16 protein-coding genes and 1 pseudogene are annotated in these 19,682 nt (G+C 69.3%); 11 read left to right on the forward strand and 6 right to left on the reverse strand.

Annotated features, from left to right (window positions below):
* Positions 1 to 68: 68 nt before the first annotated feature.
* The 3 genes from ACEN9G_RS29605 (at position 69) to ACEN9G_RS29615 (ending at position 4,665) form a co-directional block, all read left to right on the forward strand.
* Positions 69 to 1,937 (forward strand): AI-2E family transporter, encoded by a 1,869-nt coding sequence (locus tag ACEN9G_RS29605; protein WP_483127417.1) that lies wholly within the window; start codon positions 69 to 71, stop codon positions 1,935 to 1,937.
* A gap of 98 nt (positions 1,938 to 2,035) precedes the next feature.
* The gene (locus tag ACEN9G_RS29610) at positions 2,036 to 4,237 is read left to right on the forward strand and encodes a protein kinase domain-containing protein (RefSeq protein WP_413344543.1); all 2,202 of its coding nucleotides are present in this window, start codon (positions 2,036 to 2,038) and stop codon (positions 4,235 to 4,237) included.
* 44 nt (positions 4,238 to 4,281) lie between these two features.
* Entirely contained in the window at positions 4,282 to 4,665 is a 384-nt protein-coding gene (locus tag ACEN9G_RS29615; protein ID WP_413344542.1) for a hypothetical protein, read from the forward strand.
* Here ACEN9G_RS29615 and ACEN9G_RS29620 read toward each other — a convergent pair whose 3' ends face one another.
* On the reverse strand, positions 4,666 to 6,189 hold the full coding sequence (locus ACEN9G_RS29620; RefSeq protein WP_495605497.1) for a sigma 54-interacting transcriptional regulator: 1,524 nt from the start codon (positions 6,187 to 6,189) through the stop codon (positions 4,666 to 4,668).
* 168 nt (positions 6,190 to 6,357) lie between these two features.
* On the opposite strand from ACEN9G_RS29620, the gene ACEN9G_RS29625 reads away from it, so the two are divergent.
* Positions 6,358 to 7,368 carry an ATP-binding protein gene (locus ACEN9G_RS29625; protein ID WP_483127419.1) on the forward strand — a complete coding sequence of 337 codons (1,011 nt, stop codon included), beginning with the start codon at positions 6,358 to 6,360 and terminating at the stop codon, positions 7,366 to 7,368.
* On the opposite strand, the gene ACEN9G_RS29630 is transcribed toward ACEN9G_RS29625, so the two are convergent.
* From ACEN9G_RS29630 to ACEN9G_RS29640, 3 genes and pseudogenes are all read right to left on the reverse strand, one after another.
* On the reverse strand, positions 7,365 to 8,123 hold the full coding sequence (locus ACEN9G_RS29630) for a M15 family metallopeptidase (RefSeq protein WP_413345983.1): 759 nt from the start codon (positions 8,121 to 8,123) through the stop codon (positions 7,365 to 7,367). The two genes, ACEN9G_RS29625 and ACEN9G_RS29630, sit on opposite strands and share 4 nt — an antisense overlap.
* 10 nt (positions 8,124 to 8,133) lie before the next feature.
* A pseudogene (locus ACEN9G_RS29635) lies at positions 8,134 to 8,262 on the reverse strand (DUF427 domain-containing protein); the annotation flags it as partial.
* 97 nt (positions 8,263 to 8,359) lie between these two features.
* A complete protein-coding gene (locus ACEN9G_RS29640) occupies positions 8,360 to 8,731 on the reverse strand; it encodes a DUF2784 domain-containing protein (protein WP_413345985.1) in 372 nt (123 codons plus the stop codon).
* A gap of 111 nt (positions 8,732 to 8,842) precedes the next feature.
* Here ACEN9G_RS29640 and ACEN9G_RS29645 point away from each other — a divergent pair, with 111 nt between their 5' ends.
* Positions 8,843 to 9,676, forward strand: a complete 834-nt coding sequence (locus ACEN9G_RS29645) for a lipid-binding SYLF domain-containing protein (RefSeq protein WP_483127420.1) — start codon at positions 8,843 to 8,845, stop codon at positions 9,674 to 9,676.
* A 74-nt stretch (positions 9,677 to 9,750) separates the two neighbouring features.
* On the opposite strand, the gene ACEN9G_RS29650 is transcribed toward ACEN9G_RS29645, so the two are convergent.
* Entirely contained in the window at positions 9,751 to 10,341 is a 591-nt protein-coding gene (locus ACEN9G_RS29650) for an NF038129 family PEP-CTERM protein (protein WP_483127421.1), read from the reverse strand.
* 10 nt (positions 10,342 to 10,351) lie between these two features.
* A complete protein-coding gene (locus ACEN9G_RS29655) occupies positions 10,352 to 13,369 on the reverse strand; it encodes a putative Ig domain-containing protein (RefSeq protein WP_483127422.1) in 3,018 nt (1,005 codons plus the stop codon).
* A gap of 501 nt (positions 13,370 to 13,870) precedes the next feature.
* Here ACEN9G_RS29655 and kduI point away from each other — a divergent pair.
* The 6 genes from kduI to ACEN9G_RS29685 are packed head-to-tail and all read left to right on the forward strand — an operon-like array spanning position 13,871 to position 19,668.
* Positions 13,871 to 14,719, forward strand: coding sequence for a 5-dehydro-4-deoxy-D-glucuronate isomerase (kduI, locus tag ACEN9G_RS29660; protein ID WP_483127423.1), 849 nt, complete (start codon positions 13,871 to 13,873; stop codon positions 14,717 to 14,719).
* 9 nt (positions 14,720 to 14,728) lie between these two features.
* Positions 14,729 to 15,484, forward strand: coding sequence for a 2-dehydro-3-deoxy-D-gluconate 5-dehydrogenase KduD (gene kduD, locus ACEN9G_RS29665; RefSeq protein ID WP_483127424.1), 756 nt, complete (start codon positions 14,729 to 14,731; stop codon positions 15,482 to 15,484).
* The gene (locus tag ACEN9G_RS29670) at positions 15,481 to 16,437 is read left to right on the forward strand and encodes a sugar kinase (RefSeq protein WP_483127425.1); all 957 of its coding nucleotides are present in this window, start codon (positions 15,481 to 15,483) and stop codon (positions 16,435 to 16,437) included. Before kduD ends, ACEN9G_RS29670 begins: the two co-directional genes overlap by 4 nt.
* A complete protein-coding gene (locus ACEN9G_RS29675; RefSeq protein WP_483127426.1) occupies positions 16,434 to 17,459 on the forward strand; it encodes an aldose epimerase family protein in 1,026 nt (341 codons plus the stop codon). Before ACEN9G_RS29670 ends, ACEN9G_RS29675 begins: the two co-directional genes overlap by 4 nt.
* Before the next feature lie 11 nt (positions 17,460 to 17,470).
* Positions 17,471 to 18,685, forward strand: a complete 1,215-nt coding sequence (locus ACEN9G_RS29680) for an AGE family epimerase/isomerase (protein ID WP_413345303.1) — start codon at positions 17,471 to 17,473, stop codon at positions 18,683 to 18,685.
* Entirely contained in the window at positions 18,682 to 19,668 is a 987-nt protein-coding gene (locus tag ACEN9G_RS29685; protein WP_483127427.1) for a carbohydrate kinase family protein, read from the forward strand. The genes ACEN9G_RS29680 and ACEN9G_RS29685 overlap by 4 nt, the downstream gene beginning before the upstream one ends.
* The last annotated feature ends 14 nt before the right edge of the window (positions 19,669 to 19,682 follow it).

A 19,682-nucleotide genomic window follows, 5' to 3' on the forward strand; every position in this document is an offset into this window, starting at 1 on the left:
CCACGTTTTTTGCTACATTGGCGGTTTTATCTCTACGGGATGGCCGCCATCCCCGCTTGCGGCCGCGAATGCGCGAATCCACTCTGTTCAAGCACCTGACTTCCAGCTCGATCGTCACCGCCTGCTGCGTGCTCGGTCTGCTGTATTTCGGGCGCGACGTCCTCGAACCGCTCGCGCTGGCGGTCATCCTCAGTCTCGTGATCGCCCCGCTGATCCGCACGCTGCGGCGCATCGGCCTGGGCCAGGTACCGGCGACGATGCTGTCCGTGCTGATGGTGGGCACGTGCGTGGTCGGCCTGGGCATCGTCCTCGCGTTCCAGCTCGTCGCCGTGACGGGCGACCTGCCGAAATACCGTGCAGCGATCCGCACCAAGGTCGCGGCCGTGCGCGAGATGACGGAGCGGCCGTTCGCCCGCATCGAGGCCGAGATCAGCGCCGTGCAGCCGCAGGCACAGCAGAGCGGCACCGTCAGCAGCCGGCGCGGCATGAGCACCGTGACCGTCAGCCCGACGCAGCCGCTGCCCGTCGAGATCCGCCAGCCGCGCCTGACGACGCGCGATTCGCTCGCGCGCCTGTTCGCGATGGCGTGGGGACCGCTGGGCGAAGCGGGCCTCGTGCTCGTCCTGCTCGTCTTCATCTCGCTCGAACACGAATCGCTGCGCGACCGCCTGATCCGGCTCGCCGGCCAGACCGAAATCAACCGCACGATCCGTACCCTGGGCGACGCGGCCCAGGGCGTGTCGCGCTTCTTCCTGTCGCAATTCACCGTCAACCTGACATTCGGCACCCTCATCGGCGTGCTGCTGTGGCTGGCCGGCGTACCGCACGCGGGCCTGTGGGGCGCGCTGTCCGGCATGCTGCGCTTCGTGCCCTACCTGGGCGTGATGGCGGCGGGCGCCGTCATCGCCGTGTTCGTCGCCGCCATCGACCCCGGCTGGCAGCTCGCCCTGTCCTGCATCGCCCTGTTCGTCGCGCTGGAACTGTTCGTCGCGAACGTCGTCGAACCGAAGGTCTACGGCCACAGCTCGGGCCTGTCGCCGCTCGCCGTGATCGTCTCGGCCGTGTTCTGGGGCGCGATGTGGGGGCCGGTGGGCCTGCTGCTGTCGACGCCGCTGACCTTGTGCTTCGTCGTGGCCGGCCGCCACGTGCGCGGGCTGGAACCGGTGACGATCCTGCTGGGCGACGCCCCCAACGTCTCGGGCGCCCAGCGTTTGTACCAGCGCCTGCTGACGGCCGACAGCGACACGATCGTGCGCGACGCCCACGCCTACCTGCGCCGCGCCAGCTTCGCGCGTTATTGCGACAAGGTGCTGCTGCCGGGCCTCGCCCTGGCCGGCGCCGACATGCGCGCGGGCCGCATCGACGCGGGCCAGATGGAAACCATGCGCGCCGCGATGGGCCGCGTGGCGGCGACCCTGAACCCGGAAGGCCGCACGCCCGCGCGCACGCGCCGCCGCCGCGACGTCTCGCTGCTCGACGCCAACCTGGGCGCCTACCTGCGCCAGATGCGCGAAACCCGCCAGGGCCGCTGGCAGGGCTCGCTGGACGTGCCCGCGCACTCCGTCGTGCTGTGCGCCGCCCTCGCGGCGGAACGGGACGAACTGCTCGCCGAACTGCTCGTGTCGGCGCTGCGGGACGCGAACATCGATGCGCGCAGCAGCCTGCTCGGCACGGCCGACCGGCCCGGTCCGGAAAAGGCGGAGCTGGTCTCCACCGTGATCCTGCCCTACCCGGTGGAAGACCGGCTCGGGGACTGGCTGAACGCCGTCACGGAGTTGCGCGCCCATCTGCCGGATGCGCTGCTCGCCACCGTCAAGCTGCCGTTCGACCAGTCGCCCGTGCCGCAGCCGACGGTCGAGGAGCATGTCGACATCGTGTTGCGCTCGTTCGAGGAAGCGCTGGCGTTCGTGGCGCCGGAACGGGCGCCGCGGGGCTGAGTTGCATTCGCGTCACGTCTTATCTGGCTGGTCACGATTTCCCAGCCGTGTAGTTGCTTTATCGATATAATGTTGCCGTACATCACATATTTACGGTCATGGCGGCAACCACTCTTCCTGAAGCGAACAGGACATCCGACCAGGCGCCGCGGCGCGGTCAGTCCGGGCATTACGAACTGCGCGCCCGCCTCGGAGAAGGCGGCTTCGGCGAGGTCCACGAAGCCTGGGACACGCGCCTGCACCGCAGCGTCGCTATCAAGGCCATCCGCCATGGCGGCACGGCGGGCACGGACCTCGTGCGCGAAGCGCGCCTGGCCGCTTCGCTGCGTCATCCCGCGTTCGTCAAGGTTCATGCGGTCGAAGAGGATGCCGCAGGCCAGTTCATCGTCATGGAACTGGTGCATGGCCGCACGCTGAAAGAGATCCTGCAGTCGGAAACAGTCGCGCTGCCGCTCGCACTCGACTGGGTCGGCCAGGTGGCGGAAGCCATGCGCGATGCCCACGCATCCGGTCTCGTGCATGGCGACATCAAGCCGTCGAACCTGATGGTCGACGAGAACGGACGCGTGCGCATCCTCGACTTCGGCCTCGCGTTGCGCCAGGACGCGCTGGCCACCGAGACCGTCTCGCTGGGCGAGGTCGCAGCGACAGGCCAGACCGATCCGCAGGGTACGATCGCCTACATGGCGCCCGAGCGCCTGCAGGGCGCGACGCCGGACCCGGGCGCGGACGTGTACGCGCTCGGCGTGATCCTGTACGAACTCACGTGCGGCAAGCGACCGTTCTCCACATTGCACGGCCTCGCGCTGGCCGCCGCCCTCGTACAGACGTCGTCAGACGGGTGGGATTATCCGGACAGTCTCGACACGCGGGTCATCGCCCTCATACGAGCGATGACGGCGCGGCAGCCCGAACAGCGCATCGAGAGTATGGACGAAGTCGCGCGCCGCTTTGCCGAGCTGAGCGGTGACCAGCCGACTGGATCGACAAACACGGCCTCGCATGAGTGGCGTGCCATGTCGCGAAGGACGAAGTTGGTGTGCGCCGCATCGTTGACGGCCGCCGTACTTGGCACGGCATGGTGGCAAGGTGTGCCCTACCTGCGCACGCTTCGGCCATCGGTCCAGGAGGTCCTGGTTCCTTATTCCGAAGCCGCCAGCATGGAAAAAGGGTTGGCCGCGCTCAAATTGTTCGACAGGCCCGGTAGTCTCGAAGATGCGCAGCTGGATTTCGAGCGAATCCTCGCACGCACGCCCGAGAACGCGGCTGCCGTAGCCGGTATCTCGCTCGTCTATAACATGCGCTACGGAAACGACAGCCAGGACGAGACCTGGCTTCAAAAAGCGGTGGCCAGCGCGCAACAGGCGCTCAAACTCAACGACCAGTTAGCACTCAGCCATGTCGCAAACGGAGCAGCACAGGAAAGCCGGGGACGCTTCGACGATGCGCTGGCCGCTTTCGAGCGCGCGCTTCATCTCGACCCGACCAATTACTACGCCTGGTACTTCAAGGTCGAAACGTTGCGGCGTGCTCGGCGTTACCCGGAGGCGCGCGCGCTACTCGCCGAGGCAACCCGGCGCTTCCCAAGCGAGCGCGTATTCTTCGACGAGCTGGGCAGTGTGGAGTACGAACAAGCGAACTACTCGGCGGCCGAACAAGCTTTTCGTCACAGCATTGCACTTGAACCGGACGCAGTGCAGGCATACGCCAACTTGACCGCGACTTTGATGCGCCAGGACCGTGCGGACGAAGCGGCAAGGATCCTGCAGCGTGGCCTCCAGGTACGGCCAAGTGCAAAGCTGTACGGCAATCTCGGCAATATATTGTTCCTGCGAGGCGACTACGTTGGTGCCGTCGACGCGTTTGAAAACGCAGTCTCCCCTACACGCGGCGCGCCGGGTTCCTACATCAATTGGGCGAATCTGGGCGATACGTTGCTATGGATTCCGGGTCGTGAAGAAGAAGCGCGTCAGGCGTACGACAGGGCACGCCGCCTGCTTGCACCCAAGCTCGAACGGGCACCGAACGACGTCGTGGTTGTCTCGCGCATGGGCCTGTATTCAGCACGCGCAGGCGACAAGACTCAAGCGTTGGCATTGATGTCGCGCGCGGTCACGCTCGCTCCCGACAGCGCAGACGTCCAGTTCCGCGCGGGATTAGCCTACGAACTCCTGGGCCTGCGCGCCCTTGCCCTCGGCGCAATCGCCAATGCCGTACGGCTCGGCTATCCACTCAAGTACATCGAAGCGGAACCCGACTTGGTCTCACTTCGCCGCGACCCGGGGTATCACCCCGAATGATCCGCCCCGTTTAATCCCTCCGCCCGCAAACCGAAAGGAGCATCATGCCGCAAACTTATCAACTCACCATCAGCTACGTTCAAGATCAGCCCCTCGCCACCTGGAGCCTGAACGGCGTACAGCGTGAAGACGGGGACGTGTTCGAGGCGCAGCCGGGCGACAAAGTCGCGTTCCAGTTCGACGGTCCCGGCGACGTCGCGGAATGCGTCCTGATCAGCGGCCAGATGCAAAACGGCTGCCGCGGCTCCTCGCCGTTCTCAGAAGGCAATCGCATCAACCTCAAAGCGCATTCCACGCTGACAGTCGGTGCCAACATGGGCCTGTGGGGATTTTCGGTATCGTTCTCCGCGCACAACGGCAACGGCACGACCTCGTTCTATTACCTGCCGGATCCGGAGATGCAAGTCGGCTCGCGCGACTGCGAGTAATCAGGCACTCTCCCGCAACCGCCGCACTTCCCGTCGCAACGACTCCGTCGGCGTCCTGAGCAATTCCGCGCAGCGCCCGACGTCGCCCGCGCACGCGGCCAGTGCGCGTTCGATCTCATCGGCGGGAATCCGCTCCGCCCAGCGGATCTCGCGGTGGGCATCGAGCAGCTTGTACATCGTCGGCCGCGAGATGCCCAGGTCGCGCGCCGCGGCCTGGATGTTCCACTCGTTCGCCGCCATCGCCCGCAACACTTCGGCCTCCGTGATGTCCGACGGCTTGCGGCGCGGCGTCCCGGGCGCGGCGGCGGGCGCCGGTGGGGCTTCCGGCGCGGGCGCCGGGCGCGCCGCGCTGCCGGCCGGGGCCGGCGTCAGGCGCACCAGTTGTTCGAGCTGCGGCGTGCCGCCGTGCTGGACCAGCAGCGCGGCGCGGCGCAACGTGTGGCCCAGCTGGCGGATGTTGCCGGGCCAGTCGTAGCACGCGATCTCCACCACCAGCTCCAGCGGCAGCACCGGCTGCGCGCCATGCGCCTGCAGCAGGTGCACGATCAGCACGCCGATGTCCTCGCGCCGCGCGCGCAGCGGCGGCAGTTGCAGCGCGAATCCCTCCAGCCGGCGCAGCAGGGCCTGGTTGAACGCGGCCGCATCGAGGTCCTGGTCCGTCGCCGCGATCAGGCGCGCCGTCGTCTTGCGGTCCTGGCTCGCACCCAGCGGACGGTAATCGCCCCCTTCCAGCACGCGCAGCAACATCGGCTGGACGCTGGCCGGCGCATTGCCGATCTCGTCGAGGAACAGGGTGCCGCCGTCCGCTTCCGCGAACAGGCCACGGCGCTCCTGCGCGCCCGTGTACGCGCCGCGCGCCGCGCCGAACAGCTCGGCGGCCGCCAGCGATTCGTTCAGCGCCGCCATGTTGACGGCCACGAGCCGCGCCTGCGCGCGCTGGCCCAGCGCGTGGATCGCGCGCGCCGCGATTTCCTTGCCGGTGCCCGTCTCGCCCAGCAGCAGCACGGGGATGTCGGTCGGCGCCACCATGCGGATCTGGTCGCGCAGCGCGATCGCCGCGGCGCCCACGCCCACGAGCCCCGGCACCGGGTTGTGCTTGGGCAGGCAGTCCATCCAATGCAGGCACAGGACGACGGCGCGGCCAAGCGTCAGGACCTGGCCGCGCGCGACGTCGGCCGCGTCGAACCGGACCGGCCCCGTCGCAGCCCGCCCGTTCAGCTCGACCGGCATGCGGGTCGCCGGGAAATGCACGACGACGCCATCGCCATCGCCATCGCCGCCGCGCACGATCCGCACGGGGTCGCGCGAGATCGTGCCGTGGCCCAGCGGCAGTCCGGCCTGGCCCGGGCGATAGAACAGCGGCGCGTAGCGGTTCACTTCCAGCGTGCCGGGATCGCCGACGAACTGTTCGCCGATGCGCGCCGGGTCGGGATGCCAGACGATCGTCAGCGCCAGCAGCGGCCGTCCGGGCATGCCCTGCGCGGACAGCTGCAACGTCTGGGTATATTCGGTGGAGTCAAGCATGCGCGGAACGTCGACGTTATCGCTTTACATGTAAAAAACATGGCAATTTTACACGCAGAAACATCCGATGGGCCGAAATCGGGCCCGTCTCCCCGGATTTCGCCATGGCACGGCGTTTGCAATATGAGTAGCGCCGCCATCGGGGCGGCGCCTTTACCCGGACGTGCCATGACATTCAACCTCGCTTCCTCGCCCATCCAGCCCTTTGACGCCCGCGTCATGCTCGACGTGCACAGCCTGAAAGCCCTGCGCCAGCGCCGCAGCGGACGCGAGGCGTTGTCCGAACAATTCCAGGAACGGCGGCAATGTCTCACCCGCGCCGCCATCAAGCGCGCCGAATCCGGCAGGCCCGTACCCTACCGCACCGTGCGCCACCTGGCCGCGTTCTACGGCATCGGCGTCGAGACCCTGATCGACGCGGAGCCGACCCGCCAGGCGCCGCCCGCGCGCCCCGTGCCGGACGTGGCGGACATCTGGGACGTCGAGCGCCTGCAATGCCGTGCCGTCATCGACGCGGTCCATGTCGGCGGCCGCGGGCGGATCATCGACGTGCAGGGTGTCGCCGGCGCCGGCAAATCGCCGCTGCTGTCGTTCGGCGCCCGCGACGCCCGGGCGCGCGGCTACACCTGCGTCGTACTCGACGGCGGTCGCACCCGCATCCCCGCCGTCCACACGGCCGCCGACCTGATGCTCGGCCTGCTCGGCCTCCAGGCCGGCGCCGGCACGGACGGCGTCCCGCTGGCCGACCTCGTGCGTAGCCGCTGCGCCGCGCTGGGCGTGTCGCCGGTGCACGTCGATGCCTGCATCGGCCTCGTCGACGCCCCGCCGGAGTGGCCCGTGCCGGCCACCCAGCTGCTGCAGACCGCCGCGCTGTGCGCGCTGGTCCAGCATCGCGCGGCGAACCAGCCGTTGCTTATCTCCATCGACGACCTGCAGTGCGCCGACTGGCAACTCGCGATGATCCTGAACGTGGTCGTGCCGACGACCCTCGATTACCCCGTCCTGTGGATGTTCGCTACCCGCCTCGAACCCGGTCCGATGCGGCGTCCGCTCGGCGTGCGCATGGACGCGCTGGCCCGCACCACCCTGCACCTGACGCCGCCCGCCGTGCGCGCGGACCGCGCCGACGCGGGCGGCGTGCACCGCCTTGCCCGCACGGCCGGCCAGGACGCCGGCTAACCGCCGCCGATCCCCGGGTCCGGGCCGTCCACGTCCAGCACGTGGTCGCGGAAGATGTCCGGCAACATGTCCAGCACGAGCTCGCGGCCCAGCAGATCCGCACCGCGGACCGCGCGCGCGACCATGTCGATATCGATGGCCGCCAGCGCCGCCTGTGCCGACGGGGCATGGCTCAGGTGCCATGGTTCCGGGCACATCCCGCGGCGGCGGGTGCGGTACGGACGAAAGAAGCCGAAGCGCGCCGCGTGCATGTCGAGCCAGGCATGCAGGCGAGCGTACACGCCGTCCGGTCCCGCCTCGTCCGGCAGCAGCTTCGTCCGGTAGCCGGGCGGATGCGCGGCGCGGTCGAACACGTCGATGTCCGTGCCCCAGTGGCGCCGCGTCGCGCCCGGCAACCCTGTCCAGTCGAGGATCGCACGGACGATGTCCGGCGGCGCCAGCGCCCCGTGGTCACGCGCCCCGCCCTCGCAATCGTACAACGTCGCCTGCCCGGAAAACTTGCGGTTCCAGTTGCGGGCCTGGGCCTCGAACGGCCGCCACGACGCGATCGGCAGCATGTCGATACCGTCCTCCCCGGCCGCCGCGCGCATCGCGAGAAACGCCGCCGCGACCTCGGGCCGCGCCGCAAAACGGGGCTGTCCCGGCGTCTGCCCGTACTGCTGGACATGCGTGCGTGCGCGCCCCGTCAGCGTGAACTCGTCGAACGGCACGCCGCCGGCCCCCTCACCGCCGGGCTCAACGGGTCTCGATCGCATCGACGCGGTCCGGATAATCCGCTTCGCGCAGCGCGAGCGCGCGGTCGCTGCTGGCGAGCACGGTACCGCCGGCGCGCACCGTCACGCGGCCCGGCGCCGGCGTGATCGTGATCGGATGGTCGGGACCCGGTGTCTTCATGGCTGTCGGCATGTTTTCTCCTGTCGTGGCCCCCTACGATCTCATGCCGCCCGGTCCCGTGCAAGTGCGTCCCGTCCGCGCCAGCCGCGGATCCGGATCAATCGCGGTCGTCCCGCCCCCCACGCACGATGCGGATGTACAGCACGGCGTTCAGCGCCAGCACGGCCGCGGCCAGTCCCCATTGCATGCCGCTCGTGAGACCGGACGGATAGATGAGTCCGACAAGATAATGGTCGACGAAGCCGCCCGCATAGCCCGCCGTCCCGGCCAGCATGCGCAGGTGATTCTCCAGCCCGGTCAGGGGACACGCCGCGCCGGTGGCCTCGATCAGGATGCCCCAGGCGACGGCGGCCAGGTGCAGCGGCAGCAGCCGGCGCCAGCGCGCGACGAGTACCGCACCCGCGACGACGAACAGGATGAAGCCCAGGTGCAATAACAGCACCATGGCGGCGAACAATTGATAGACCATGGCCCATGATACCGACCGGCGCACGACTGATACATGTCAAGCCCGCACCCGGGGGTGCTCCTATTCTCCACCTTCATCGCCGATCCGTTCGGCCGAACCGAGGAGAACATCATGATGCACGTGATGCCACGCACGACGCCGCCGCCACGCGCGGGCCGGCGCCGGTCCGTCCTGCGACATGCCCTGCTGGGCGCCGCCGCCCTGCTCATGCTCGCCTTCGCATTGCCCGCCGCCACCGCGCAGGATGCCCACGCGTCCCGGTCCGCGACGGCGGCGGGCCAGGCGGCGCACGGCACCGACAACGACTCCGCCACGCGGCGCCAGCAGGCCGCCGTCAAGCACGTCAGCGACGCCGTGGGCGTCGTCCATACGATGAGCAACGAGACGGGCATGGCGGCCCTGCTGGGCCGCGCGCGCGGCGTCTTCATCGTGCCCACCTATGGCCGCGCCGCGCTCGGCGTCGGCGGTGCCGGCGGCGCGGGCGTGCTGATGGTCCGGCGCGCGGATGGCGCCTGGGGCAACCCGGTGTTCTTCGACACCGGCGGCCTCAGCATCGGACTCCAGGCCGGCGTTGAGGGCGGGCCGATCGCCCTAGTGCTGCTGAACCAGAAAGCCGTCGACAGTTTCCGCAACCGTAACAACTTCTCGCTCAATGCCGACGCCGGCCTCACGGTCGTCAACTTCGCGCGCATGGCCCAGGGTTCCACGGCGGGCGACGTCGTCGCGTGGTCGGGCAGCAAGGGCCTGTTCGGCAACGCTGCCACGGTGGGCATCAACGACGTCCGCTACAACCAGCGCCTGACCGAGGCCTACTACGGCAAGCCGATGACGGCGCTGCAGGCCATCGACAGCAAGGAGGCCAACGCCCAGGCCGACGCCCTGCGCAAGGTACTCGGCAGTCCGCCGACGCCGGCCGGAAGCAGCGGCAAGGCGGGCGGACGGTAGCGGCGCGTCGGGCCCGCGCGGGTTTCCAGGCCCGAACGCGGTGGCTGCGCCCAACGGCGCGCCACCGCGAACGGTCAGGCCGGCCGGCGCCGCACTGCCGCCAGCATGCAGCCGGTCAGCGCTACCAGCAGCAGCGTGGACGGCTCCGGAACGGCGCGCACGGCTGTGAACGCATTGTCCGGCGTGATGGTCAGGCGCCCGTCCGGCCCCGCGTCCGGATGGAGGGCGATGCTGCCCAAGTCGCCGTCGACGCCGAGGTAGTGCGTGTCGTCGAACAGCGACCAGCTGAACGTGCTGCCGTCGGTGCCGTCGCCGAACAGGAAGCTGACGTCGAAGCCGACGTGGCCGCCGAGCTGGATCGCCTGGAACCAGTCGCCGCCGCCCGCCTCGCTCGTGAACGTCAGCGCGCCCGGCGGTCCGCCTGCCACGGACCCGGTGCCGACGGGCACGTCCAGCAGGTCGGCCGCGAGATTGGTGACCGACGCGCTGGCCGGCGTCGCGCCGCCCACGCTGAGAAACGACATGCCCAGGTAGGCGGTACCCGTGCCCAGCGCCGACGTATCGATGTCGACGTGGTGGACCGGCACCGCCAGCGCCACGCCGGCGCACAGGTACATCCAGGTTGCGGCCAGCATCCGGGCCGCGCGGTGAGTGATGGACTGCATGGTGTGTCTCCTAGTATTGTGCCTTGAACAGTTGTGGGGCGTAGGCGATGGCGGCCTTCGCCGGGTTCGAGAACGTCGTGGTCACGGTCGCCGTCTGGCCCGGCGCAAGTTCCGCTTCGTTCAGGGTGACGTAGGGCACGCCGTCCTTCACGCCCGTCGCGTTGTCGAGCGTGACGCCGCTCGTCAGGCCGGCGAGGCGGAACTGCAGCGGTCCCTTGAGCGCCGTACCGCCCGTGTTCGTGAACGTCACCGTGCCGGCGTACTTCTGCGTGAAGCGGTTCATCGTCAGGCCGGACCGCGCGATCCGGACGTTGCCCGTCAGGTCCACGGGCGCCAGCAGGTCATAGCGGGTGCCGTAGAAGTGGAACTCGCCATACGATGAAATACCGGGATACGCCGGATCCGTCGGCGGGCCCGGGTGGTCGACGCGTGCCATGAAGTAGCGGTACTGTTGCGTCTCCAGGCCGGGCAGCACGGGGATGACTTCCATCTCGAAGTTACGGCCGCTCGTGTCCGTCGTCTCGCGGCTCGTGAGCAGGGTCCAGTTCACGTTGTCGTTCGACCCGTACACGTTGGCGCCCTGCGAACGGTTGCCGAACATGTAGCGGGCCTGGATGCCGAAGGCGCCGACCGCCACGCGGTAGTTCTCGCCGAAGTCGATGGTGATCGGCGCGCGTAGGTCGCCGGAATAACTGTTGTAGTTATTATCGACGAGCAGCGCCGGGCGGTCCGCGCCGAAGCCGATCGTCGTCACCATGTTCTTGCTCCAGTCGAGGCTGCCGTCGGAGGCGACCGTCGGATTGACCAGCTCCAGCTTGCGCACGGCCGCCTGCACGGCCTTCAGCAGGGCCGGGAAATCGGCATCGGACACGGTCGCCATCTGCTGCTGCAGCGGCGCCAGCTCCGTCTTGAACGTGGCCAGCGACGGCGTCGTGTAGGCGGCAGCGGGATCGTAGCCGTCGAGCGCGGCCTGGAATGCGGACGCGCGGTCCGGCTGCACGTCCAGGCGCGCCGTCATCGTGCTGACGGCGACGCCGTCGGTCGCGGCGACGACGATGTCGTGCATGCCCACCTGGTTTGGCGCCGGCGTCCAGTCGAACGCGCCGCTGGACGCGTTCACCGTCGCCCCGGCCGGCAGCCGGACGGACTCGTACGCGACGCTGTCCGCCGTGTCGGCGTCCGCCGCGGCATAGGTCGCGCGGTACGGCATGCCCTGCACGACGATTTCCGTGACGGGGAACACGGGCATGGCAAAGCGCGGCGGCGTCAGTTGCGTGGGCGCGGCCATGTTCACGTAGTCGACGTCCACCGTCGCGCCCTCGGGGCCGGAGAACTTGAAGAACATGATGTTGTCGCCGAGCGCGCGGCTGCCGATGGCGGCGGCCGACGTATCCGGCACGATGTAGCGCCATTCGCCGTGCGTGTCGGGGACCGTCATGACGGACCACGGACTGGCGTCGCGGCTGGCGCTCGCGGACAGCGTGACCGGCGCGTTGGTGCGCACCATGATGCCGACCGGCGCGTACTTCGAGCGGTCCGCGTATTGCACGTCGTGGAACACGATGGTGGCGCCGGCCGGCGTCACGCCCGCATGGCCGAAGGTGCGGTCGCCCTCGGTCCGCATCGCCCAGCCGCCGTCGAGGAAGATGGATTTGCGCTCCGTCTCCAGGATGCCCGCCGCTCCGGCCGGCAGCGGCACGCCGGTGAGCGCCTGCGGCAACGTGAAGATGGCGGTCGGACCCATGTCCTTGTTGTTGGGCGTCGCCGGCCCCCACGGGATGGCGGGGCCGTTCGCATGCGCCGCCGCCGTCGCCAGGTAAGGCGCTTCGGCGTCGACGTCCAGCCCTTCCACGTATTTGTACGTGTTGTAGATCTCCGCGATCGCGTCGACCTCGTACAGGCGGCCGCGGTAGGCGGGCGAGATGCCGGACGTGCCGCCCGTCGTGTCGGCCCACGGCGTGTCGTAGCCGAGCATGTACTCGGCGTAGGCGTTCGCGCCACGCAGCAGGCGGTCGTCGCCGAACCGGTAGACGCTCACGGCGTCGCCGCCGGACGAGGGCTTGCCGGTGAACGGATCGACCCTGGTGCCCTGCGCGGTCACGAGCCGCAGCAGGCCGCCGAGGATGTCGACGTTGTCGCCCGCGTGCGCGCCGTCGCGCGACATCTCCTGCACTTCGTAGAACGTCTTGCCCGTCTTGTTGAGCGGGTCGTCCGCGTCGATGCGGGCGATCGCCGACATGATCGCGCCGTTGATGTCCTGGCGCGTCGAGGTGGCGTTCACGGTGAGCCATTCGACCGACTCGTCGTAGCGCGCACGGTTGTCGGTGAAGATCGCGCCGGCGATCCGGCCGACGAGCGAATACTGTTGCTGGTTCCTGAACCGCTCGTTACTGGAGAAGAAGGTGCGCTCCATCGGATCGACCAGGTTGTCCTTGAGCTTCTGCGTGTCGGTGTCGGTCCACGCGAGCGGGTAATCCGTATAAGTCGGATCGGCCGGCGTATAGCGCATGATCTCCGCAGCCATCAGCATGCGTGACAGCGGCACCCCGTTGTGGATGTGCGCGTCCGGGAAATAGGCGTACCCGTTCGGGTTCATGTTGCTCCACGTGCGCAGGACGCGCATCGCGTTGCGCCGGTATTCGTTGCGGCCCGTGACGTAGTACAGGATCGCCTGCGTCAACGCGCCCTGCGAATCGTTGATCATGCGCGTCTGTGCCGTCGTACTGTTGTAGTTCGGCGTGTTCGGCGTATCGACCTTCGTGGCGTCGCGGTTCGTGGGCTGCAAGTTGATGTTCGCATAGTTGCAGCACACGGTCGCGAGGGTGTTGTAATACGATTTATAGGGCTCGACGTCGGCGCGGATCTGCTGGCGTACGTACTCCAGCTGCTCCGGCGTGAAGCCGAGTCCCGGATGGCGGAAGCCGGTACCGCTCACGACCGGCTGGACCATCGGCGTGGCGACGAAGGTCACGGCCCTGGCGCCGCTCCCCACGAGCACCAGCGCGGACGCCAGTGCCAATGCCAACATCTTTCCTTTTGCGTTGCCGCGCAACGCATTCCACCTCTGACGCGAATGGTTATACATGATTGTCCTTATATGTTTGCTAACCAGTTCAATGGATGCCACCGACGACGCTGCCTCCTCCTTCGACTGTTGTGTTATCGATAGCGCTGGCGATCGTAACACGAGCACAACGAAACGGATGAAAATTTGTTATCGTTACCTCCACGTGTTGCGTCCGCGACTAATGCCCCACCGCCGGGACGGAAATCGGGACGCAACAAAATCTGTTGATCTCGACGACAAGTTTTGTTATCGTTAACTTGCGCTGTACGCTCGGGCATAGCCGGTTCATGCCGGTATGGCGATCTCCTTGCGGGTACGTTCCAGTCCCGTATTCGGCCCGCCTCGACTTCGTCGGGGCGGGTCATTTTTTTTGCGCCGGCGCGCCTGCCGCGGGGTTTTACTTTTCGAAATACCCTGATATGATTGTTATCGATAACCGATATTCATCGCGAGGAGACCTCCGTGTTCGACAAGACGTATTACGCCACCCACCCCGACATGATGGCGGGCGCCAGCAACGAGCAGCTGCGCCAGCGCTACCTCATCGACCGGATGTTCGCGCCGGACGCCGTCACGCTGAACTATTGCCACGACGAGCGCTTCGTCATCGGCGGCGCGGCGCCCGTCGCCGGCCCGCTGGCCCTGCCCACCCACACGGAGCCGCCTTCCGCGGCCGGCCAGCCCTTCCTGGCGCGGCGCGAGCTGGGCATCATCAACGTGGCGGGCGGCGCGGGCCGTGTCACCGTCGACGGCCAGGCGTTCGAGCTGGCCCCGCGCGACGGCCTGTACGTCCCGATGGGCAGCGGTGAAGTCGTCTTCGAATCGCTGGACGCGGCCAACCCCGCCCGCTTCTACCTCGCGTCGACGCCCGCGCACGTCCGCTGCGAACTCGTCAAGATCACGCACGCCCAGGCGATCCCGCTGGAGCGCGGCAGCGCAGCGACGTCGAACGAACGCACGATCTACCAGTACGTCATCCCGGGCGTCTGCAAGTCCGCCCAGCTGCTGCTGGGCCTCACGATCCTCAAGACGGGCAGCGTGTGGAACACCATGCCGCCCCACGTGCACGAGCGCCGGTCCGAGGTGTATTTCTATTTCGACCTGCAGGACGACCAGCGCGTGTTCCACTTCATGGGCGAACCCGATTCGGCGCGCCACATCGTCGTGGCCAACGAGCAGGCCGTCGTGTCGCCGCCGTGGTCGATCCACATGGGCTCCGGCACGGCCAACTATGCGTTCATCTGGGCGATGGGCGGCGAGAACCTGGACTACACGGACATGCAGGTCCTCGACATCTGCCAGCTGAAATAAGGGGACCCCATGCTCGACCTGTTCAACCTCGCCGGCCGCACGGCGCTCGTCACGGGCGCCAACACGGGCCTCGGCCAGGGCATCGCCCTCGCGCTGGCCAAGGCCGGCGCCGACATCGTCGCGGCCGGTCGCAGTCCCGCCGACGACACGGCCACGCAAGTCCGCGCGCTGGGCCGCCGCTTCCTCGACGTGCACGCCGACCTGTCGTCCACGGCACCCGTGCGCGATGTCGTCGATGCCGCGGTCGCCCTTAACGGCCGGCTCGACATCGTCGTCAACAATGCCGGCATCATCCGCCGCGCCGACAGCCTCGACGTCGAGGAGGCAGACTGGGACGCCGTCATCGACACCAACCTGAAATCCGTCTTCTTCGTGTCTCAGGCCGCGGCGCGCCACATGGCGAAAAACGGCGGCGGCAAGATCGTCAACATCGCGTCGCTGCTGTCGTTCCAGGGCGGCATCCGCGTGCCGGCCTACACGGCGAGCAAGAGCGCCGTCGCGGGCCTCACGCGCGCGCTGGCCAACGAATGGGCCGCGCAAGGCATCAACGTCAACGCCATCGCGCCCGGCTACTTCGACACGAACAACACGGCGGCCCTGCGCGCGGACCCGGTGCGCGAGCCGGCCATCCTCGCGCGCATCCCGGCCGGCCGCTGGGGCCAGCCGGGCGACCTGGCCGGCGCCGCCGTGTTCCTGGCCAGCCCCGCCAGCGACTACGTCCACGGCATCGTCCTGCCGGTGGACGGCGGCTGGCTCGCCCGATGAGCGCCCGTCCCGACATGGCGGGCCGCATCGTCTGCTTCGGCGAGATCCTGCTGCGCCTCGCCGCCCCGCCGGGCCGCATGCTGCTGCAGACGCCGGCGCTGGACGCGTGCGCGGGCGGCGCCGAGGCGAACGTCGCCGTCGCGCTCGCCCTGCTCGGCCACCGCACCGCCATGGTCAGCGTCCTGCCCGACAACTCCCTCGGCCGCGCCGCGCTCGACAGCCTCCACGCGCACGGCGTGGACACGGCCGGCATCCGCCTGCGCCCCGGCCGCATGGGCCTGTACTTCATCACGCCGGACGCCGCCGCGCGCGCGTCCGAAATCATCTACGACCGCGCCGGCTCCGCATACGCGCTGGCCGATCCCGGCCTGTACGACTGGCCCGCGCTGCTGGACGGCGCCGGGTGGCTGCACGTGTCGGGCATCCCGCCGGCCGCCGGCGACGGCCCCGCCCAGGCCGTGCTCGCGGCGATGCGGGCGGCGCGCGCCGCGGGCGTGCGCGTCGCGTTCGACGGCACGGCGCAGCCGCCGCTGCCGGAGGCGATGCGCATGGCCGACGTGCTGTTCGCCGCTCCGCGCGACATCGCCCACGTGCTCGACCGCCCCGAACTGGCGGATCCCGCGCGCGAGCGGGATGCGGTGCAATGCGCGTTCGCCGCATTTCCCGACCTGGCCATGCTGGCCTGGACCCGGCGCGTGCCGCACCGGACGGACGAGCACGAGCTGTCGGCCGTGCTGCACACGCGCACGAAGTCCGTGACCGGCGGCAGCTACCGGCTGTCCGGCACCGTCGACCGTATCGGCACGGGCGACGCCTTCGCGGCCGGCGTCCTGCACGGACTCCAGTCCGGCATGGCGACGGCGGACGTGGCCGGGTTCGCGCTGGCCGCCGCTGCCATGAAACACGCGATCACAGGCGACTTCAACGCCGCACACACGGGAACGTCCGCATGACCGGCAGCTGGCGTCTTACCTGGGACCACGGCAGCGCGGACGTGCAGTCGCTGGGCGCGATGCTCGGCCCCCTGAGCCTGCGCATCGGCGACGAACGGGAACTGGAGATCATGCACGTGGCACCCTGGGCCGGCATGACGCGCGCCGGCACCCTGCCCGGCATCATGCGGCGCCTGCGCGGCGAGTGGCCCTGCCTGCCGTTCGGCTGCACGGAAGCGCCGCCCGGCCTGCCCGCCGGCTGGGGCACGCGCGCGCCCGAGGATGCGTGGGACCACGGCTTTGCGGCCAACCACCATTGGCGCTGCGTGTCGGCGAGCGACACCCGCATCCGCCTGGCCATCGACTATCCCGCCGGCTCGCCGATCGAACACATCGAACGCGAGATCGCGGCCGACCCGCACGCGCCGGCCGTCGATATCACGTTGCGCGTATGGGCCCGCCGCGCGGCGCGCGTGCCCGCCGGCCTGCATCCGACGTTCCGCCTGCCGCCGGCACCGGGGCGCGTGCGCATCGTGCTCGGGCCGCACGACGGCATCCACAGTTATCCCGCCCAGCCGGCCGGCGCGGTGTCGCGCCTGCTGACCGACACGCGCTCCGCATCGCTGGACAGCCTGGCCGGCGTCGACGGTCCCATCGACCTCGCGCACCTGCCGTTCGCCGCGCCGGCCGAGGAACTGCTGCAGGTGCGCGCAATCGGCGGCCAGGACGGCGCCGCGCCGATCGCGCTGCACTACCTCGATTACGACGCCTGCGTCGGCCTGTGGTGGGACACGGCGCAGCTGCCCGACCTGCTGCTCTGGGTGAGCAACGGCGGCCGCATCCACTTCCCCTGGATGAGCAGCCACCTGGCGCTGGGCGCCGAACCCGTGAACAGCCTGTTCGACCTGGGCCGCGTCGCGACGGCGCCCGCGAACCATCCGCTCGCGGACCGCCTCGGGATCGCCATCGGCCCCGACGCGCCGTGGGAAACCCGGTACCGCATCGCCGCCTGGCCCCAACCGTCCCTCCCAACCCAACGATAGAGTACCGCGCCATGGCACCCGACTTCCGTTCTCCCGGCTTCCTGCTCGACCACATCGCCCATACGATGCGGTTTTATCACCCGCGCTGCATCGACCCGAGCGGCGGTTTTTATCACTTCTTCCGCGACGACGGCACGGTGTACGACCGCACGACACGCCACCTCGTCAGCAGCACGCGCTTCGTCTTCAACTACGCGATGGCGTACCGCCGCTTCGGCGACCCGGAACACCTCGCGGCCGTGCGCCAAGGCGTGGCGTTCCTGCGCGACGTCCACCGCGACCCGCGCACGGGCGGCTACGCCTGGCAGCTCGCGTGGGACGCGGGCCGCAAGGAAGTCCTCGACGGCGACAACCACTGCTACGGCCTGGCCTTCGTCATGCTGGCGTATGCGCATGCGCTGCGGGCCGGTGTCGCGGAGGCGCGCGGCTACCTCGCCGAGACGTTCGACCTGATGGAGGCGCGCTTCTGGGAACCCGGGCACGGGCTGTACGCGGACCAGGCGAGCGCCGACTGGTCCGTGCTGGACGCGTACCGCGGCCAGAACGCCAACATGCATTCGTGCGAAGCGATGCTCGCGGCGTACGAGGCGACGGGCGAAGTGCGCTACCTGCACCGCGCCGAGACGCTGGCCCGCAACATCACGCTGCGCCAGGCCGCCCTCGCGGAGGGTTACGTGTGGGAGCACTATCGCGCCGACTGGTCGGTGGACTGGGACTACAACCGCGACGACAAGACGAACATCTTCCGGCCCTGGGGCTACCAGCCCGGCCACCTGACGGAATGGGCGAAGCTGCTGCTGCTGCTCGAACGCCACCGCGCCCACCTGGCGGGCGACGCCGAATGGCTCGCGCCGCGCGCCATCCAGCTGTTCGACGCCGCGCTGCTGCGCGCCTGGGACGCGGAGCACGGCGGCATCTGCTACGGCTATGCGCCGGACGGCAGCATCTGCGACGGCGACAAGTATTTCTGGGTGCAGGCCGAAAGCTTCGCGGCCGCCGCGCTGCTGGCCGTGCGCACCGGGAACCCGGCCTACTGGAACTGGTACGACCGTATCTGGGCGTACAGCTGGGCGCACTTCGTCGACCACGACCACGGCGCCTGGTACCGCATCCTCGGCCAGGACAACCGCAAGCTGACCAATGAGAAGAGCCCGGCCGGCAAGACGGACTATCACACGATGGGCGCCTGCTACGACGTGCTGCACGCGCTGGAGGCGAACCCATGACCGCGCTGCCCCGCTTCGTCGCGGCCGGCGAAGCGCTGACGGACCTGCTCGCGACAGGCCCCGGCACGTGGACGAGCCAGACCGGCGGCTCGACGTGGAACGTGGCGCGCGTCGTCGCCCGCCTCGGCATCCCGAGCGCGTTCGCGGGCGCCGTCAGCCGCGACGTGTTCGGCCTCGAACTCGCCGCCGCCAACGCGGCAGCGGGTCTCGACCAGCGCTTCCTGCAGCAGGTCGACCGCCCGCCATTGCTGGCCGTCGTGCACGAACGCCACCCGCCCCGCTACTTCTTCATCGGCACGGACAGCGCCGACCTGCACTTCGATCCGGACCATCTGCCGGCCGGGTGGCAGGACGGCGCCGCATGGGTCCACTTCGGCGGCATCAGCCTTGCGCGCGCGCCGCTCGCCGGCACACTCGTCGCGCTGGCCCGCGACCTGAAACTGCGCGGCACGAAGATCAGCTACGACCCCAACTTCCGCGCGCTGATGGACGCGCGCTATGACGAGACGTTGCGCACGATGGTGGGCCTGGCGGACGTGGTCAAGGTGTCCGACGAAGACGTGCGCGGCCTGTTCCGCATCGACGATGCCGACGCGGCGTTCGCAACGCTGCGCGCCATGAATCCGGCCGCGACGTACCTGTTCACGCGCGGCGCCGACGGCGCCCTCCTCGTGCGGCCCGACGGCACCTGGCGCGCCGCCGCGCCTGTCGTGGACGTCGTCGACACGGTGGGCGCGGGCGACGCCAGCATCGGCGGCCTGCTGTACAGCCTCATGACGTGGCCGGAGCGGGCCGGCGGCAGCCATTTGCGCGTCGCCGTCGCAGCGGGTACCGCGGCCTGCCAGGCGGCCGGTGCGCAGCCGCCGGCGCTCGACGCCGTGCTCGCGCTGGCGGGTACCATCGTGGTCCGCCGCGAGGAGGGAACGAATCTGGCCCTTGACTTCGCGGCGTCCGGCCAACAGTATTTCGGCAAGCAGTTATAACGATAACCAGGAGA

Source organism: Massilia sp. Masssp94 (assembly GCF_059491305.1).

What these genes read in the sequence shown, in the direction of transcription:
- ACEN9G_RS29605 (WP_483127417.1), top strand. Translation starts at nt 69, where the DNA reads ATGCGCGAATCCACTCTGTTCAAGCACCTGACTTCCAGCTCGATCGTC.
- ACEN9G_RS29610 (WP_413344543.1), top strand. Translation starts at nt 2,036, where the DNA reads ATGGCGGCAACCACTCTTCCTGAAGCGAACAGGACATCCGACCAGGCG.
- ACEN9G_RS29615 (WP_413344542.1), top strand. Translation starts at nt 4,282, where the DNA reads ATGCCGCAAACTTATCAACTCACCATCAGCTACGTTCAAGATCAGCCC.
- ACEN9G_RS29620 (WP_495605497.1), bottom strand. Translation starts at nt 6,189, where the DNA reads ATGCTTGACTCCACCGAATATACCCAGACGTTGCAGCTGTCCGCGCAG.
- ACEN9G_RS29625 (WP_483127419.1), top strand. Translation starts at nt 6,358, where the DNA reads ATGACATTCAACCTCGCTTCCTCGCCCATCCAGCCCTTTGACGCCCGC.
- ACEN9G_RS29630 (WP_413345983.1), bottom strand. Translation starts at nt 8,123, where the DNA reads ATGCGATCGAGACCCGTTGAGCCCGGCGGTGAGGGGGCCGGCGGCGTG.
- ACEN9G_RS29640 (WP_413345985.1), bottom strand. Translation starts at nt 8,731, where the DNA reads ATGGTCTATCAATTGTTCGCCGCCATGGTGCTGTTATTGCACCTGGGC.
- ACEN9G_RS29645 (WP_483127420.1), top strand. Translation starts at nt 8,843, where the DNA reads ATGATGCACGTGATGCCACGCACGACGCCGCCGCCACGCGCGGGCCGG.
- ACEN9G_RS29650 (WP_483127421.1), bottom strand. Translation starts at nt 10,341, where the DNA reads ATGCAGTCCATCACTCACCGCGCGGCCCGGATGCTGGCCGCAACCTGG.
- ACEN9G_RS29655 (WP_483127422.1), bottom strand. Translation starts at nt 13,369, where the DNA reads ATGTTGGCATTGGCACTGGCGTCCGCGCTGGTGCTCGTGGGGAGCGGC.
- kduD (WP_483127424.1), top strand. Translation starts at nt 14,729, where the DNA reads ATGCTCGACCTGTTCAACCTCGCCGGCCGCACGGCGCTCGTCACGGGC.
- ACEN9G_RS29670 (WP_483127425.1), top strand. Translation starts at nt 15,481, where the DNA reads ATGAGCGCCCGTCCCGACATGGCGGGCCGCATCGTCTGCTTCGGCGAG.
- ACEN9G_RS29675 (WP_483127426.1), top strand. Translation starts at nt 16,434, where the DNA reads ATGACCGGCAGCTGGCGTCTTACCTGGGACCACGGCAGCGCGGACGTG.
- ACEN9G_RS29680 (WP_413345303.1), top strand. Translation starts at nt 17,471, where the DNA reads ATGGCACCCGACTTCCGTTCTCCCGGCTTCCTGCTCGACCACATCGCC.
- ACEN9G_RS29685 (WP_483127427.1), top strand. Translation starts at nt 18,682, where the DNA reads ATGACCGCGCTGCCCCGCTTCGTCGCGGCCGGCGAAGCGCTGACGGAC.